The organism is Quadrisphaera granulorum, assembly GCF_003149145.1.
In the GTDB taxonomy this organism is placed as follows: domain Bacteria; phylum Actinomycetota; class Actinomycetes; order Actinomycetales; family Quadrisphaeraceae; genus Quadrisphaera; species Quadrisphaera granulorum.
In genome coordinates this window covers 1-17107 of sequence record NZ_QGDQ01000011.1, presented here as the reverse complement: position 1 = coordinate 17107, position 17107 = coordinate 1, and the positions used below count along the sequence as shown (strand labels likewise).

Below are 17107 nucleotides of genomic sequence, written 5' to 3'. Positions count from 1 at the left end.
GGCACCCGGCCACCCTCTGGCGTCAGCGACCGGCGCGGATGATGGCGTCGATGTTGCGCTCGGCGAGCGCCGTGATGGTCAGCGACGGGTTGACCGTCCCGGTCGAACCGGGGATCGCGGCGCCGTCCACGACGTACAGCCCCGGGTAGCCGACCACTCGCCCGTAGGCGTCGGTGGCCTTGCCGACCACCGCGCCGCCGAGGGGGTGCGCGGTGAAGGAGTCGTTGACGTCGCGCACGAACGGCGGCAGCCCTGCGACCACGCCGCTGGCGGCGACGATGCGGTCGTTGACCGCGCGGATCGCGGCGACCGTGTCCGGCTGGCCGGGGAAGTCGAGGACGACGTCGTCGCGGGCCGTGTCGTAGCGGAACGAGCCACGGGTGTCGTCCAGCGTCATGCCGAGCGACCCGATGATCCCCGCGTTGACCGGCACACCCGGTGCGTACCAGTTCTCGAGCGTCACCGGCATCCCGCGCTCGTCGAGGATGCGTGACGCCGACGGCGCGGCCTGCACGATGCCCCGGGACGGGGCGAAGCTGCGGGTGACCGCCGCGTCGCCGTTGGAGCCCCAGCCCTGCCCGACGTGCTCGTTGAGGTCGGGCAGGGCGCCAGTGGCGCGGGCGCGGACGAGCAGCTCGGACGTGCCGATGGAGCCGGCACCGAGGAAGAGGCGGTCACACGTGACCGAGCGCGTCGAGACGACCGTGCCGTCGGGGCGGATCACCTGGAGGTCGACCCGGTAGCGGCCGTTCGCCTCGCGCCCGATCGACTGCACCACGTGCCGCGGGTGGATGGTGACCCTGCCGGTGGCCTCGGCCTGCGCGAGGTAGTTCTGCGTGAGGTCGTACTTGGCGCCGTTGGAGTTGCCGTAGTTGCTCTCGCCGCGGATCGCGGACGCACGCACCCTCCCCGACAGCTCCTGGCGGACCACGTCCCACGAGAAGATTGAGTTGATCGGTTGCGGGGAGTACCCCGCGGCGCGGGCCTGCTGGTCCCAGATGCGGGAGTGGCCGAACGGCGAGGAGTTGTAGACGTCCGCCGGCATCAGCGAGCCCCGGAGCATCGACAGCGCCTTGGGGTACCAGGCGCGGGACATCTCGGTGTAGTCGACGGTGCCACCGAAGACGTGGTCGAAGAACCGCTGCTCCGGCTGGACGAGGGCGCCGGTGAAGACGATGGAGCCGCCTCCCACCACGGCGCCCCGCCAAACGCTGATGTTCCGGTACTCGGTGACGTCGAGCACGCCGCCGAACCTGTCGAAGAACACCGGCACGCCCGAGACGCCGGTGAACGAGGTGCGGTACCACTGGGCGCGGCCGTCAGGCAGGGCGTCGTCGGCGAAGATCTGCCGCCATGCGCTACGCGGCCAGCGAGAGCCGCGCTCCAGCACCGACACCTTCTGCCCTGCCTGCGCAAGGCGCAGGGCGGTCACTGCGGCGCCGAAGCCGGAGCCGATGACCAGGACCGGGGTGTGGCTGGCCACGGTGGGTGGCGTCGCGTAGATCTCCGGGACGAGCGCCCGGTACTTGAGTTCCAGGAACGGGTTGGCGTTGGCTGCGCCGCGGGGGAGCGGGTTGGCTGCTGCGCTCGCGGTGGTGGCGCCGACGGCAGCAGTGCCGATCGCGGATGCCAGGAGGGCTCGGCGGGAGAAGGACGGCACAGCGCACCTCCGGGACGGCGCCACCGGGCCGGCCGGCGCGGTGATCGGCGGGACCGTAGCGCCGACCACCGGCCCGATCGAAGCCTCCCGATGGCGCTCGGGGGACGGCGGTGGCTCACCGTCAAGGGAGGTGGCCGGGTGCCCATGATCACCGTGAGTATGGGCACCCGGCCACCGTCCGCGGCGCGGGAGTCAGCCCGCCGCCGGGCCCCCGGGCAGGGCCTCGGCCAGCAGCTCCACGAGGTGCTTCGGGCGACGACCGGCCAGCGCGTCCGTCTGCGTGCGGCAGCTGAAGCCGTCCGCGACCACGGGCACGTCGTCGCCGGCCTTCCGCAGCGCTGGCAGCAGCTGCTGCTCGGCCACCGCCACCGACACGTCGCGGTGGCCGGCTTCGGCGCCGAAGTTTCCGGCCAGGCCGCAGCAGCCGCCGAGCTGCGTGGCGTCGACGCCCGCTCGGGCCAGCAGCGCCGCGTCAGCACTGAAGCCCATGACGGCGTGCTGGTGGCAGTGCGGCTGCACCACGGCCGCGGTCTTGAGCTGCGGCGGCGTCCAGTCGGGGCGGTGCTCGGCGACGAGCTCGGCCACTGTCCGCACGCGCGCGTGCAGGGCGGCGGCGCGCGGGTCGTCGGGGAGCAGCCGGGAGGCGTCCTCGCGCAGCAGCGCGGTGCAGCTCGGCTCCAGGCCGACCACGGGCATCCCTGCCAGCTCGCCGTTTCGTCCCTCGAGGGCGTCGAGGGTGGCGGCGAGCTGCCGCTTGGCGCCGTCGAGCTGGCCGGTGGAGACCCACGTCAGACCGCAGCAGACCTTGGCCGTGGGCAGGTGCACGCGGAAGCCGAGGTGCTCCAGCAGTGTCACCGCGGCGACGCCGACCTGAGGGTCGAAGCCGTCGGTGAAGGTGTCGACCCAGAGCACGACGTCGGTGGTGGCCGACCGCCCATGATCACGGGCGGGGGTGGGGGAGGAGGGGGCAGGGCGGCGGGAGAACCACGCGCGGAAGGTCTGGCGGGCGAACGTCGGCACGGCCATCGCGGGGTCGATGCCGACCGCCTTCATGCCTGCCCTGCGCACGGGGGCCACCTTCGCCGCGAGGTTGACCAGCGCGGGCAGCACCGGCTGCCCCAGCGCCACCAGGCGCGTCCACCGCGGAAGCCACCCCAGCGCGTAGTGGTTCAGAGGACGCCGTCGGCCCCGGTAGTGGTGGTCGAGGAACTCCGACTTGTACGTCGCCATGTCCACGCCGGCGGGGCAGTCGACCGAGCAGCCCTTGCACGACAGGCACAGGTCGAGCGACTCGCGAACCTCCTCCGACCGCCAGCCGTCGGTGACGAGCGTGCCGTTGGCCATCTCCTGCAGGAGCCGCGCGCGGCCGCGGGTGGAGTCCTTCTCGTCGCGGGTGGCGAGGTAGCTCGGGCACATCACGCCGCCCGAGCCGCTCGCGGGCTCCGCACGGCACTTGCCCACGCCGACGCAGCGGTGGACGGCGGCCGTGAGGTCACCGCCGTCCGCTGGGTAGGCGATGGACAGCGGCCGAGCCGGCAGAATCTCGACGGCGGTGCGGGCGGCCGGCACCCGCAGATCCGCCTCCAGCGGAGCGGGCTTGACGAGCACGCCGGGGTTCAGCAGCTCGGCGGGGTCGAACGCGGCCTTGACCTCCTCGAAGGCGCGCAGGGCGTCGTCGTCGTACATCAGGGGGAGCAGGGCCGACCGGGCGCGGCCGTCGCCGTGCTCACCGGACAGCGACCCCCCGTGCGCGGCGACCAGGCGCGCGGCGGCGCGCAGGAACTCGCCGGACCGGTCCACCCCGCCCGGCTCGGACAGCGGCAGGTCGAGGCGCATGTGGATGCAGCCGTCGCCGAAGTGGCCGTAGGCGTGCCCGTCCACGCCGTGGCTGCTCATGAGTGCCTGCAGGTCGCGCAGATAGGTGCCCAGGCGCGCGGGCGGGACGGCGGCGTCCTCCCAGCCCGGCCACGCGGGCGTACCGGAGGGGGAGCGGCCGGCGTACCCGGCGCCGTCCTCGCGGATCCGCCACAGCGCCCGGGCCTGCGCGCGGGTGGGGATGATGACGTGCTCGCGGGTGCCCGAGGCCGCCACGAGCGCCGTGGCGCCGGCGAGGGCCTCGGCGTCGGTCTCGCCGCCAACCTCGACGAAGAGCCAGCCGTTGCCGTCGGGCAGGCCGTCGACGTCGCCGCCGCGTGCCCGGACGACCTCGACCAGGCGCCGGTCGAGGCCCTCGACGGCGAGGGGCCCCTTCCCGTTCGGCCCCGGCTCCAGCAGCGCGGGCGTGTGGTCCGCGGCGGTGGCCATGTCGGGGTAGCCGAGGACGACGAACGCCGTGGCCGGCGACTCGCGGACCAGGCGCACGCGGGCGCTGGTCAGCACCGCGAGGGTGCCCTCGCTGCCGGAGAGCAGGCGGGCAAGGTTCGAGCCGGGCGCGTCCTTGCGGCCACCGTCGCCGAGCGGGCCGCCGTGCTCGGGCAGCAGCGTCTCCAGGGCGTACCCGGAGACCTGACGGCCGAAGGTGGCGAACTTCGTGCGGAGAGTCGCGAGGTGACGATCGGCGACGCCGCGCAGTGCCGTGACGAGCTCGGGTGGCGGCGCCGTCGTCGACCAGCGGCGCCCGAGGCCGTCGACGACGTCCAGCTCCAGCACGTTGGCGCTGGTGCGGCCGTACGCGAGAGCGTGGGAGCCGCAGGCGTCGTTGCCGATCATCCCGCCGATGGTGCAGCGGGCGTGCGTGCTCGGGTCGGGGCCGAAGCGCAGGCCGTGCTGGCGGGCGTGGCCCTGCAGCGCGTCGAGCACGATGCCGGGCTCCACCAGCGCCGTCTGGCTGGCGGGGTCGAGCTCCAGGACGCGGTTGAGGTGCACCGAGGTGTCGACGACGATGCCCGGTCCGCACGCGTTGCCCGCCACCGACGTGCCGGCGCCGCGCAGGGTCAGCGGCACCGACTGGGCGCGGGAGACGTCGACGACGGCGGCCAGCTCGTCCGCCGAGCGCGGGAAGACGACGACCTGTGGCACCACGCGGTAGTTGGAGGCGTCGGAGGTGTACTCGGCGCGGCGGCGGGTGGAGGCGTCGACGACGCGGGCGGCCTCGGGGGAGCCGTCGCGCACGCCGAGGGCGGAGCGCAGGGCGCGCAGCAGGTCGAGGGTGGCCACCTGGGGCGCACCGGCGCTGGCGGGACCGCCGGCCGGCCTGTCGAGCTGGGTCGTCACCGGGTCATTCTCCCTGCAGCGCTGTGTGCTCCCGGCCCGCCGCAACCACCACCACCGTGATCATGGACAGTCGGCCACCCGCACCGTCAGGTCATGGCGCAGTGTCAGGTTCACCAGGCCGGATACGGCCTTGACGTCCTGACACCGCGGCACGTCCTGACACTGGGACGGCGTGATGCGTTCCGGAAGCCCATGATCGCGACGGGGGCGGGGAAACGGCGGCGTCATACAGGGGTGCCACAGTCCGCCGGGTGAACGACGCGGAGCTCGAGCGGATCGTGACGGGGCTGCCCAAGGTCTCCCTCCACACCCACCTCATCGGCTCCGTGCAGGCCACCACGGTGGTGGAGCTGGCGCGCAAGCACGGGGTCGCTCTCGACGGCGGGCGCACCGCCGAGAACCTCTACGACCACGCCAGCTACGAGGACCTCGGCGAGTTCCTCCGCGTGCTCGACGTCGTCGGCGCCGTCATCCGCGACGTCGACGACTTCCACCGCGTCACCTACGAGTCGCTGACCAGCGGTGGCGCGGACCACGGCGTGCTCTACCGCGAGATCATGCTCAGTCCGCCGGGCCATCCGGGCGTGCCGTACCGGACGATCCTCGACGGCGTCATCGCCGGGATGCGCGATGCGCACGCTGACACCGGCATCCACGCGAACCTCGTCGTCGCCATCAACCGCAACGACAGCGCGGCCGCAGGCGTCGAGCTGGTCGAGCAGGTCATCGCCGACCGTCGCGACGAGGTGCTCGGCATCGGCCTGGACTACGACGAGACCATCGGCCCGCCGGAGCGGTTCTGGAAGGCGTTCCGCCTGGCCGGCGAGGCGGGCCTGCGTCGCACCGCGCACTCCGAGAGCGGCCCGCCGCACCACGTCGAGACGATCCTCGACCTGCTCGGCGGGGAGCGCATCGACCACGGCTACCACGTCGTCGACGACCCAGCGATCACCGCGCGCTGCGTGGCGGAGCGGATCCCCTTCACGTGCACGCCCGTGAGCTCCGACATCGGCAGGTACTCCGGCTCGGGCGACGGCTCGCATCGCCGCATCAAGGAGATGGTCGACGCCGGGCTGTGCGTGACGATCGACTCCGACGACCCGCCGATGTTCGGCACCGACCCCACCCACGACTACCGCGCTGTCGCGACCGCCCTCGGCTACGGCCTGGACGAGCTGGCCGGGTTCACGCTCAACGCCGTCGAGGGCTGCTGGCTGGACGAGACCGACAAGGCGGCGCTGCGCGCCCGGGTGCTGGCCGGCGTCGAGGCGCTCCGTGCGAAGGTGCAGGGGGAGTGGGCATGACCAAGCAGCTCGTGCTCGGGGCGTTCGAGGTCATGGCCCCGACGTTCCTGGCGAACTCGTGGCGCCACCCGCTCGCACAGCCCGAGGGGTACGCCGGGCTGGCGCACTGGCAGGAGCTGGCCCGCCAGCTCGACGCGGGCGGGTTCGACTTCCTCTTCTTCGCCGAGGCCCTCGCCTACCCGATGACGCCCGACGGCGACGTCCCCGAGGTGGTCATCCGGGAGGCGGTGCAGTTCCCCGTCCATGACGCGCCGCTGCTGCTGTCCGGGCTCGCCGCGACCGTGGACCGGCTGGGGTTCGTGGTGACGTCGTCGACGACGGCGGAGCGCCCGTACCTGCTGGCGCGGCGGTTCTCCACGCTCGACCACCTCACGGACGGCCGGGTGGGGTGGAACATCGTCACCTCCGACATGCAGGACGCGCTGGTCCGTCTGCTCGGTGAGCCCGGAGTCACCGCGCATGACGTGCGCTACGCCCGCGCCGACGACTTCGTCTCCCTGTGCCTGGCCCTGTGGGAGAAGGGGTGGGACGACGACGCGCAGCCGATGGACCGCGAGACCGGCGTCTTCACCGACCCCGCCAAGGTGCACCGGCTGCAGCACCGCGGCCCGTTCTTCACCCTGGACGGCTACTACCCGGTCTCGCCGTCGCCGCAGCGCACGCCGACGCTCTTCCAGGCCGGTGCGTCGCGGGCGGGCAAGGACTTCGCGGCGACCTATGCCGAGTGCATCTTCACGCAGGAGCGCTCCACGGAGGCGCTGGCGCGGCTCGTCGTCGACCTGCGGGACAGGGCTGAGCGGCACGGGCGCCCGCGCGACGCGGTGAAGGTGGTCAACGGGCTGTCCGTCATCGTCGGGTCCACCGAGGGCGAGGCGCGGCAGCTGCGCGCCGAGCTCACCGCCGCCCCGTCGCGCGAGGCGATGGCGGCGCTGTTCCTCGGATGGTCGGGTGTCGACCTCACGCGCCTCGACCCCGCCGCCACGCTCACGGAGGTCTCCACCGAGGTGGGGCAGAGCCTGCTGGCGCAGTACGCCGACCCGGGCACCACGGTCGGCGACGTGCTGGACGGCCTGCGGGAAACCATGGGCGGCTTCAAGGTGACGGGTACCGCGGAGCAGGCGGCGGACGAGATCGCGGCGATCGTCGAGGCGACCGACGTCGACGGCTTCCTCGTGGAGTTCACCTTCGGAGGCACCGAGTCCTACCGGGACTTCATCGCCGACGTCATGCCGCTGCTGCGGTCGCGGGGGCTGCTGCCGGAACGGCCTCGACGCGGCACGCTGCGGGAGATGATCACCGGATCGTCGTCGCCGCATCTGCCGACGACGCATCCGGGCCGTCGCGGGAGTGCAGGCGCTGCAGGCTGAGGGCGGCTGCCGGACAGTGTTCCCGAAGCCCATGATCACGGGGAGGGGGTGCGGGCGAGGCGCGCGGCGGCTGCCGCCACGAGCAGCGCGGCGTGGGCGTCGGGGGCGTCGAGCGGGTGCCCAAGCAGCTCCTCGATGCGGGCCAGGCGCTGGTAGACAGCCTGCCGGCCGATCTGCAGCTCCTCGGCGGTCCGTGACGGTGAGCCGCCGAAGCGCAGGTGCGTCTCGACGGTGCGTACGAGGTCGCTGCCGTGCCGCGCGTCCCAGCGGCGCAGGCCTCGAAGGGTGGAGTCGGCGATGTCGGCCACCGGAGCGCCGTTCTCGTGGAGCAGCAGCTCCAGCGCCCACGCCCGGGCGGTGGTCACCCGACCGGCGGCCTCGGGGGGCGCGGGTGCCCTGCTGGCCAGCGACGCCGCCGCCCGGGCGCGTCCGAGCGTCCAGCGCCAGCCCGCCGCGCCGCGGTCGGCGGCCACGGCGTCACCCACGGCGGCTTGCAGCGGCGGCTCGCCCGCGCGACGCCAGGCCGCGGTGAGCGCCTCGGCGACGACGCGCACCGGGTCCGGGCGGTCCAGCGCGAACAGCGCCAGCACGTCCGCGCCGACGCGGCCTCGCAGCACCGTGCCGCCACTTCCGGTGCTGCGCGCCGCGGCCTGCAGCAGTGACAGCCCGGTCCGGCTCTCGGGGACGTCCACGGCGACCCCGACGACGACGTCGGCCGCGCCCGGGTGGAACCCCGCGGCGCCGGCGCGCACGAGCAGGTCGGTGTCGGGCGACTCGCCCTCGACGAGGTCGGCGAGGAGGCGTGCCGCGAGCTGGTCGGGGCGGTGGGGTGTGCCGCGGCCGTGCAGCAGCTCCAGTGCCAGCGCAGGGGCGAGCCTGCTCAGCGCCGCGCTGACGTCGTCGTCGGAGATCTGGACCGCCACGTCACCGGCGCCACCGGCAGCACCGGAGCCACCCGCCCCCACACCGCTGGGACTGCCGGCGGCGACAGCACCCCAGCGTCGGCCCCGCACGACGACGTCGACCTGGACCGCCGCGGGCGACTCGACCACCCGCCAGGCCGCGCGATCGTCGGGGGTGCCGGCGGCGGACACCAGTGCGCCGCCCGCGGAGACCAGCACGAGCGGGCGTCCCAGCAGCTGACCCACCGCGGCGAGCAGCCCCGCCAGGCCTCGCTCCTCCGCCTGGGCCGCCTGGACTGCGGCGGTGACGCGCTCGGACAGGCGCAGCCTGGCCGAGGTGTCGTCGACGATGAGGGTGTTGAGGGCCTCGGAGATCCGGATGAACGGGACCACCTCGCGCAGCACCACGAGGGGCAGGCCGCGGCGGGTCGCCTCGTCGACCATCTCCGGCGGCACCGCCGGCAGCGAGCGCCCCACCTCGATGGCGAGCGCCGCCACGCCGCGGGCCGCCAGGTCGCGCACGTAGTGGCGACGGGCCCCGGCGTCGGCACCGGAGACGCCGAGCCCTGTGGTCAGCAGCAGCTCTCCGCCGGTGAGCAGCGGGCCGATCTCGTAGATCTCGCTGGAGTGCACCCACCGGACGGGGACGTCGAGGTCGGCTCCGTCGGTGAGTACCTGCGGCGACGCCGCGCTCACCACCGGGTGCTGGAGCGCCTCGCGCACGAGCAGTGCCACGTCTGCAGCGTACGCAGTGTCCGAGATCGGTAGTCCGAATGCTGACAGGGTGACGCTGACGCCACGCCCATGTCGGCTGGTGGGGTGACACCTATGAGCACCACCGTCACTCCTTCGACACTTCTGGGAGCCCCGGAGCTCCCGTACGACGTCGGCGCGCTCCTCGACGTCGCCGTCGCCCAGGCCCGCAAGGGCGCCGCCGAGGGTGGCGTCCCCATCGGCGCGGCCCTGTTCTCCCTCGACGGCGAGCTGCTGGGGGCGGGCCACAACCGCCGTATCCAGGACGGCGACCCGTCCGTCCACGCAGAGACCGACGCGTTCCGCGCCGCGGGCCGCCGGCCGAGCTACCGCGACACGGTCATGGTCACCACGCTCTCGCCCTGCTGGTACTGCAGCGGGCTGGTCCGCCAGTTCCGCATCGGGCACGTCGTGGTGGGCGAGAGCTCCACCTTCACCGGCGGCCACGACTGGCTGGCCGAGCACGGCGTCTCGGTGACCGTGCTCGACGACCAGCGCTGCAAGGACCTCATGCAGCGCTTCATCACCGAACGCCCCGACGTGTGGTTCGAAGACATCGGAGAGGACCTCCCATGACCGCTACCAGCACAGCACCACCCGCCCCCGTCGCCGCCACGGAGACGCTCGAGAAGCGCTCCACCGAGACGATCCCGCTCAGCGAGCGGCGCGGACGCCCGCTCCACCTCGCGTGGACGTGGAGCTCCCCGAACCTGGAGTTCGCGACCGTCTTCGTCGGCGTCCTGGCGACCATGGCCTTCGGCCTGACCTTCTGGCAGGCCGCGGCCGCCATCCTGCTGGGTAACGGACTGGCGGCCCTGTCCCACGGCATCCTGTCGGCCCGCGGGCCGAAGGTCGGCGTACCGCAGATGGTGCTCGCACGGGTCGCCTTTGGGTTCCGCGGCAACGTCGTCCCCGCGACGCTCATGTCCGTCATGGCGGGCTTCGGCTGGTTCGCCGTCAACAGCGTCTCCGCGGCGTTCGCGCTGTCGGCCCTGACGACGCTCGCCCCCGTGGTCTGCCTGCTCGCGGTGGTGCTCGTGCAGATCGGCGTCGCCGCGCTCGGCCACGACCTGGTCCACCTCTTCGAGCGGTACGCGGTCATCGTGCTCGCGGTGGTGTTCGCCGTCGTCGCCGTCCTGACCTTCGCCAAGGCCGACTACTCGGTGGTGCCCGAGCAGCCGGCCGGTATGGGCGGCTTCATCCTCGCGGCGGCGACGGCGTGGGGCTACAGCGCCGGGTGGAACCCCTACGCCACCGACTACACGCGCTACCTGCCCCTGGGCACCGGGCGCGCCGCCGGCTGGGCCGCGGGCGTCGGTCTGTTCCTCTCGACCACGGTGCTCATGCTCGCCGGCGCAGCGTCCTTCTTCATCCCCGGCGCTACCAGCGACAACCCCACCGAGGCGTTCACCTCCCACCTGCCCGGCGCTCTCGCGCAGGTGACGCTGCTGGCCATCGCCCTCGGGGCGATCTGCGCGAACATCATCAACGTCTACTCCGGCTCGATGGCGTTCCTGTCGATGGGCTTCACGTCGCTGGCGCGCCGCCGGGCGGTCGTCCCGGTGGCGTTCGGGGTGGTCGGGTTCTTCCTCGCCTGGGGCGGGCTCGCCGACGCCGGTCACGCCTACGAGTCCTTCCTCCTGGTGATCTCCTACTGGGTCGCTCCGTGGCTCGCGGTGGTGCTCGCCGACCAGTGGGTCCGCCGAGGCGAGGACGTGTCCGGCGTGCTGCACGAGAAGTCGTGGACCAACGTCGGCGGCCTGGTGGCGTTCATCGTGGGCACGGTCGTGTCCATTGCGCTGTTCGCCAACCAGGCGGTGTACGCGGGCCCGGTGGCCACGGCGCTCCCGCAGCTCGGTGACCTCACCCCGCTGGTCGGCTTCGTCGTCGCCGGGGCGCTCTACCTGCTGATCCCGCGCCGGTCTCTCCAGACCGTCTAACCCCTGTCCGTGATCATGGGCGTCCGCCACCCTGGGGTGGCGGACGCCCATGATCACCGCGGGGGTGGGGGTGATTACCTGGTGCGGCGAGCGCGATGAACATCACCGGTCCGGCGACGGCGACGGCTGCGGTGGTCAGCACGATGCCGCACGCCCACGGCCACCAGGCCGGTGCGCCCGACCTCGACACCGAGAGACCGCGCCATCGCAGTCAGCCGTGCTCTGCCTGCCGTCGGAAGCTGGTGGCCGTCGCGGACGAGACGCGCGAGCGGATCAGAAGGCGTACCGGACGGTGAGCCACGGGGTGCGCTCGGCGATGAGGTCGAGCAAGCGCTGCACCCACACCGCCTTCCAGCGCGCCCGGTACCTCACGTTCTCCATGCCGTTGTGGGAGCGCTTGGCCTCCTGCACGTCGGGGCGCCACAGGGCCTCCTCGCCCTTCGGGTGCCAGCCGAGGTTCACCTCGTGCAGCCCGGCGTTGTGGGTGAGGAAGATGACCTCCGCCGCGCACTGCGTCTTCGACCGCGGAGACAGCGCGTCGTCGAGCTGGGCCAGCAGCTCCGCCCACTCCTGCAGCCACCCCTCGTGGACGATGACGGGGGAGAGGTTGAGGTGCACCTCGTACCCGGCTTCCACGAAGTCGTCGACGGCGGCGATGCGCTCGCGCACCGGGTCGGTGCGGACGTCGACGAGCTTCGCCATGCGCTCGGGCATCACCGAGAAGCGGACCCGGGTGCGCCCGCGGGGGTCGTAGGTGAGCAGGTCGCGGTTGACGTGCTTAGTCGCGAAGCTCGCCTTGGCCGTGGGCATCCGCGCGAACGCGGCCACGAGGTCGCGCACGTTGTCGGACACCACCGCGTCGACCGAGGCGTCGGAGTTCTCCCCGATGTCGTAGACCCAGGCGGCCGGGTCGCACTGGTCCGGCCCCGGCTTGACGCCCTGCCGGGCGACGTGGCGCTGCAGGTAGCCGACGACGTCGTCGCTGTTGGCGTAGACGGTGATGGGGTTGGCGTACCCCTTGTGCCGGGGCACGTAGCAGTAGGCGCACGCCATGGCGCAGCCGTTGGACAGCGACGGCGCGATCCAGTTGGCCGACCTGTCGTTCTTGCGCGCGGCCATGCTCTTGCGCACCCCGAGGGCGAGCACCTCGGTCTTGGTGCGGACCCACCGCTCCACGCTGGCGTCGTCGCCGTGGACGGCCGGGATCCGCAGCGCGGAAGCGACCTCCACCACCTCCGCCTCGGGCCAGCGCGCCACCACCTGTTGCCCGCGGGGCAGCGCCAGCGCGGCCGGTTCGGCGTAGACCGTGCGGACGTCGAGGAGGCGCCGCGGTCGGGCGACCGGCGCCGTCCCGGCCGGCTGCGCGGGCCGTGCGGACGTCGTCACAGCAGCGTGAACGCGGCGACGAGCAGCAGCGTCACGACGAGGCTGATGACCAGCGATCCCAGGCAGCCCGCCCGGTTGCTGAAGAAGAGGAACACCGCTCCAGCATCGGCGCCACCACCGAAACCCGCCCGCTGACCACCCGGCGACTCACCCCGCGTGCTCGTCGCCCAGCACCGCCAGGAGGAACGCGCGGGATCGCTCCCGCAGCACGGCGACCCGCTGCTGGCGCGCGGCCTCCCGGTCGAAGCCCTCGTAGGCCAGCGGCGGCAGCACCCGGACGTTGCGCGAGCACTCGAAGTCCCGGCAGAGCAGCGTGCCCACCGTCGCGCCCACGCGCCCGGCGGCTCCGGCGCGGCGAGCCGCGTAGAAGACGACGTCGTTCGGCAGCGTGACGTCCTGGCACCACGCGCACTGCGCTCGTCGCCTCGGGACGGCCTCGGCCTGGCGCAGCAGCACGCCGCGCGGGCGGTCGTCGTCGTCCGGGTGGCCGGGGAGCACCACGTAGGCGCGGCGCGGGAGCTTCGGGTCTCGCCACCCGAGCAGGTCCAGCTGTTCCCAGTCGAGGGAGCCGAGGTCTGGCGGTGGGGTCATGTCGGAGGCCTCCTTGCGAGAGGCGTTGACGAGCGAGGCGCGCAGAGCGCTGGGGTCGAGGGGGAGCATCGCGGTGCCTGTCCGTGAGAGCCGCCGGTTCTGGGGGCGGCGGGCGGTGGTCCTGAGAGGACGCGGCGGCAGCGGTGAGGGGCCGACGACGACGACGAGAGTCGCCGCCGTGTGCCGGTGTGCTGTCGCTGCGCCGCTGTCCGGTGATCGCGCGCGGTCACCGGGTGCGGCGGTCACCTCATGCAGGCGGAGAACCCGCCGACCACCTCCAGGGCCCCGCTGAGGCGGGACATCGCTGTGCTCACGTGCCCACAGTAACTATCGAGCGGCGGAGTCGTCACGCCGATTCCGTGACGGAGCGGTGCTGGTCGGGTGGATGTCGTGACCGTCGAGTGCGTGATGGCCTACGCGGACGGCGCGGGGTCGGTGGCGAGGCGAGCATGCCGCCCCACGTCGAAGCGGACGCCGTCGTAGAGGAGCTTCTCCCGTTCCACGCCCTCCACGGCGAAGCCCGCGGCCAGCGCGACGCGGCACGACGTCGGGTTGTTGGTCCGGTGCCCGAGCTCCAGTCGGTGGAGCCCTCCCTCGGAGAAGGCCCAGCGTGCCGCGGCCCGAGTGGCTGCTGCGGCGACACCGCGACCACGAGCCCGCGGGAGCGTCCAGTAGGAGACCCACGCCTGCTCGTGGCGGCGGTCGATGCCGGAGACGGTCACGTTGCCGAGTACCGCACCGTCGGGATCGGAGACGGCCCAGCTGAACCACGCGTCGGTGTCCCTGCCCGCGCTCGCCCGCCAAATCCAGCCGATCGCGGCGTTGAGGTCGGTGATCGGCTCGGCAGTCTGGCGCGCCATGTCTGGACTGCTGAAGGCCTCCAGGACGGCGGCCGCGTCGTCGTCCTGCCAGGCACGCAGGAGCAGTCCTTCGGGTGTGCGCAGCTCGTGGCTCATCGCTGCATCGTTCCGTTCGATCGCGTGAACCTGATCCAGGTGTCGGGCGGGAGGCCCAGACGCTCGTGTCATGCACGGCCGCCGCCGTCACGTCAGGCGTCACCGCATGGTGAGAAGAGGAGCGCCGGCCTTGACGTTCCGCAGCACCGGTGAGGACTCCAGGCCCGTCAGGCCTGGCAGCTCGGCCACGGGGCCGCTGAGCAGCCGGTAGAGCTCGGCGCTGGTCTGGGTGGTGAGTACGGCGTAGAGGTTGCTGGGGCCGGTGACCGCCGCGGCGAACGCTGTCGCCGGGAGCTCAGCAAGACCCTCGCCGGCGGCGTCCAGGTCGCGAGGGGCCACCTTCGCCCAGACGAGCGTGGGCGCGCCGGTGTCGAACCGTCGGGAGTCGAACTCGACGTCGAAGTACAGCGCCCCGCTGCGACGCAGCGCGTCGAGCCGCCGCCGAACCGTGCTGGCCGGGACGCCCGTGTGGGCGCTCAGGTCTTCCACGCGTGCCCGTCCGTCGACGGCGAGCAGCCGCACCAGCGCCCTGTCGAGGTCGTCGAGGACGACGACGTCGTCGGTCACCTCCACCGGCGGTCGCTGCGCCACGAGCGCGGCGACCTGCGCCTCGTCGAGGGCTCCCCACTTGAGCAGCGGGCTGTCGGTGCCGCCGTGGAAGACGTGCAGCAGCTGGTGCGCGGTCACCTCGACCACCCGGCGGCTGCGCGGCAGCACCCCCAGGAGTAGCGAGTCGGCTCCGAGGACCCTGTCGGTCTGCGTGCTGCAGACGATCTCCGTGCCGCCCGAGGTGATGTGCACCCAGGAGGTGTCCTCGCGGCGGGCGATGGCGGTGGCGACGTCGAGCGCCGCATCGGGGTGGGTGCGCACCCGCACCATCCACGACGCTCGCCCCAGCCGGAGTGGGGCGGTGAGGCCGACCACGCGCGCTCGTCCGCTCTCGCGCAGCCGCGCCCAGCGCCGGGCGACGGTCTGGTCGGAGACGCCGAGCACCTCGGCCAGCACGCGGAACGGCGCTCGGCCGTCGATCTGCAGCGCCTGCAGCAGCTGGCGCTCACCGGCGGTGAAGGCATCGGAAACCACCACGCAGACGGTACGAGCAGTCGAGTTCCGCCGTCGAGAGCCGTTCGGCTGCCGCGCCACGGGATGTGCGGACGAACCTCGGCGGGGCCGGCGCTCCCCAGCGGAGCGTCCGCCCCTCCCCGATCCTCGCCGTCCGACCCGGAGGTCGACATGCGCAAGTGGCTGCCGCTCACAGCGGTCTGTCTGGGCACTTTCGTGCTCCTCCTCGACGTCACCATCGTCAACGTCGCCCTGCCGTCCATGGCGACCTCGCTGTCGGCGTCGTTCGCCGACCTCCAGTGGGTGGTCGACGGCTACGCCCTCGCGCTCGCCGCGCTGCTGATGCTCGCCGGCGCCATCGCCGACCGCGCGGGCCGCCGCGCGACCTTCGTCGTCGGGCTGGTCGTCTTCGCGGCGGCTTCGCTCGCGTGCGGCGCGGCGCCGTCGTCGTCGGTCCTCGTGGCCTCCCGCGTGGTTCAGGGTGTCGGTGGAGCCGCGATGTTCGCCGCGACCACGGCCCTGCTCTCCACGAGCTACTCCGGACGCGACCGCGGCACGGCCTTCGGTGTGTGGGGCGCGGTCAGCGGCGCGGCGGCGGCGGCCGGGCCGCTGGCCGGCGGGGTGCTCGTCGACGCGCTGTCGTGGCGATGGGTGTTCTTCGTCAACCTGCCGGTGGCCGCGGTCGCCGTCGTCCTCGCGCTGCGGACGCTCCCGGAGACGCGGCACCCGGCGGGCCGGCTCGACGTTGGCGGGGCGGTGGCGTTCACGCTCGCCGCAGCCAGCCTGGTCTTCGGGCTGATTCGCGGCGGGGAGCACGGGTGGACCAGCGCCGGGGCCGTGGCCAGCGTCGGCGTGAGCGCGCTCGCCGTCGTCGTCTTCTGCGTCGTGGAGCGACGGGCGTCGGCGCCGTTGCTCGACCTGCGGCTGCTGCGGTCGCCGTCGTTCAGTGGGCTGCTCGTGGTGGCGGTACTCATGCAGGCGTCTGCGTTCGGCACGTTGGCGTACGCGTCGCTGTGGCTGCAGTCGCTGCTCGGGCTCGACGCCGTGCGGGCCGGGCTGGTGGTGTTGCCGCTGAGCGTGGTGGCGTTCGTGGTCTCTGCGGCGGTCGGTCGGCTGCTGCACGACAGGTCGCCCTGGTTGCCGGTCACGGTGGGCATGGCGTTGATCGGCGCCGGTGACCTGCTGGTGGTGCTGGCGCTGCACGTCTGGTCGCCGGTGGGCTGGATGGCGCTTGTCCCGGGGATGGTCGTGGGCGGGCTGGGCGTCGGGCTGGGGACGCCAGTGCTCGTCTCCGCGGCGCTCGCCACGGTGCCTCACCACCGCGCCGGCATGGCGAGCGGCGCGGTGAACACCGCGCGCCAGCTCGGGATGGCGCTCGGGATCGCCGTCCTCGGGTCCGTGCTCAGCGCTGCGGTGCGGTCTTCGGTGTCTGGGGCGGCTGGCGTGCCGCAGCCGGAGCGGTTCGCCGCGGGGTTGACGAGCGGCGGGGCGCAGCAGCTGCTGGCGGCGGTGCCCAGTGGCGCGCGAGCGGTGGCGGAGTCGCTGGCGCAGGAGGCTTTCGCTGCGGGGCTCGACCGGGTCTTCCTCGTGGCTGGGGTCGCGGGTTTGGTCGGCGCGCTGGTCAGCCTGGTGGCGCTTCGGCCCAGGCTCACCGATGACGCTGTGATCAGTCGTGAGGCGGTTACCTCTCACTGATCACGTCTCACTGATCAGGACGACGACGAGCGTGAAGCCCGGCGACGTGACGTGGCCCCGGAGGCACTCACGCTTCCGGGGCCAAGACTGGGTGGCGATCCCCATCTCCGGAGTGGGTGCCGTTGTGGGGAGCTGTGGTCTGTTGGCCCCATCGCGGTCACCACCCCACCACCCTCCGTCACCCTCAAAACCCCGTAACAAGCATTTACTCTGCACACCTGTACGACTGTCGGTGGCGCCCAGTAACGTCCCACCCATGACCTGGACGGCCTCCGAGA

12 protein-coding genes are annotated in these 17107 nt (G+C 73.2%); 5 read left to right on the top strand and 7 right to left on the bottom strand.

The window, feature by feature from the left end:
• Positions 1–22: 22 nt before the first annotated feature.
• Both BXY45_RS09965 and BXY45_RS09960 read right to left on the bottom strand, forming a co-directional pair.
• The gene (locus tag BXY45_RS09965) at positions 23–1660 is read right to left on the bottom strand and encodes a GMC oxidoreductase (protein WP_109774222.1); all 1638 of its coding nucleotides are present in this window, start codon (positions 1658–1660) and stop codon (positions 23–25) included.
• 192 nt (positions 1661–1852) lie between these two features.
• A complete protein-coding gene (locus tag BXY45_RS09960) occupies positions 1853–4873 on the bottom strand; it encodes an FAD-binding and (Fe-S)-binding domain-containing protein (RefSeq protein ID WP_245961730.1) in 3021 nt (1006 codons plus the stop codon).
• Between the two features lie 251 nt (positions 4874–5124).
• On the opposite strand from BXY45_RS09960, the gene add reads away from it, so the two are divergent.
• Positions 5125–6177, top strand: coding sequence for an adenosine deaminase (gene add / locus BXY45_RS09955; protein WP_109774220.1), 1053 nt, complete (start codon positions 5125–5127; stop codon positions 6175–6177).
• Positions 6174–7544: an NtaA/DmoA family FMN-dependent monooxygenase gene (locus BXY45_RS09950; RefSeq protein ID WP_146211150.1), complete on the top strand. Its 1371-nt coding sequence runs from the start codon at positions 6174–6176 to the stop codon at positions 7542–7544. The genes add and BXY45_RS09950 overlap by 4 nt, the downstream gene beginning before the upstream one ends.
• A gap of 35 nt (positions 7545–7579) precedes the next feature.
• Here the strand turns inward: BXY45_RS09950 and BXY45_RS09945 are convergent, their stop codons facing one another.
• Complete coding sequence (locus tag BXY45_RS09945; RefSeq protein WP_170131430.1) at positions 7580–9181, bottom strand: PucR family transcriptional regulator; 1602 nt, start codon at positions 9179–9181, stop codon at positions 7580–7582.
• A gap of 93 nt (positions 9182–9274) precedes the next feature.
• On the opposite strand from BXY45_RS09945, the gene BXY45_RS09940 reads away from it, so the two are divergent.
• Both BXY45_RS09940 and BXY45_RS09935 read left to right on the top strand, forming a co-directional pair.
• Positions 9275–9775, top strand: coding sequence for a nucleoside deaminase (locus BXY45_RS09940; RefSeq protein ID WP_109774391.1), 501 nt, complete (start codon positions 9275–9277; stop codon positions 9773–9775).
• Complete coding sequence (locus BXY45_RS09935) at positions 9772–11139, top strand: purine-cytosine permease family protein (RefSeq protein ID WP_109774215.1); 1368 nt, start codon at positions 9772–9774, stop codon at positions 11137–11139. The genes BXY45_RS09940 and BXY45_RS09935 overlap by 4 nt, the downstream gene beginning before the upstream one ends.
• 273 nt (positions 11140–11412) lie before the next feature.
• Here BXY45_RS09935 and BXY45_RS09930 read toward each other — a convergent pair whose 3' ends face one another.
• From BXY45_RS09930 to BXY45_RS09915, 4 genes are all read right to left on the bottom strand, one after another.
• Entirely contained in the window at positions 11413–12525 is a 1113-nt protein-coding gene (locus BXY45_RS09930) for a spore photoproduct lyase family protein (RefSeq protein ID WP_109774213.1), read from the bottom strand.
• A 147-nt stretch (positions 12526–12672) separates the two neighbouring features.
• A complete protein-coding gene (locus BXY45_RS09925; protein WP_211319426.1) occupies positions 12673–13362 on the bottom strand; it encodes an FBP domain-containing protein in 690 nt (229 codons plus the stop codon).
• A 167-nt stretch (positions 13363–13529) separates the two neighbouring features.
• Positions 13530–14072 carry a GNAT family N-acetyltransferase gene (locus BXY45_RS09920; RefSeq protein WP_109774211.1) on the bottom strand — a complete coding sequence of 181 codons (543 nt, stop codon included), beginning with the start codon at positions 14070–14072 and terminating at the stop codon, positions 13530–13532.
• 99 nt (positions 14073–14171) lie between these two features.
• Positions 14172–15155: an Lrp/AsnC family transcriptional regulator gene (locus BXY45_RS09915; RefSeq protein ID WP_109774209.1), complete on the bottom strand. Its 984-nt coding sequence runs from the start codon at positions 15153–15155 to the stop codon at positions 14172–14174.
• Between the two features lie 150 nt (positions 15156–15305).
• Between BXY45_RS09915 and BXY45_RS09910 the strand changes: the two genes are divergently transcribed.
• Entirely contained in the window at positions 15306–16829 is a 1524-nt protein-coding gene (locus tag BXY45_RS09910) for a DHA2 family efflux MFS transporter permease subunit (protein ID WP_109774207.1), read from the top strand.
• Positions 16830–17107 lie beyond the last annotated feature (278 nt).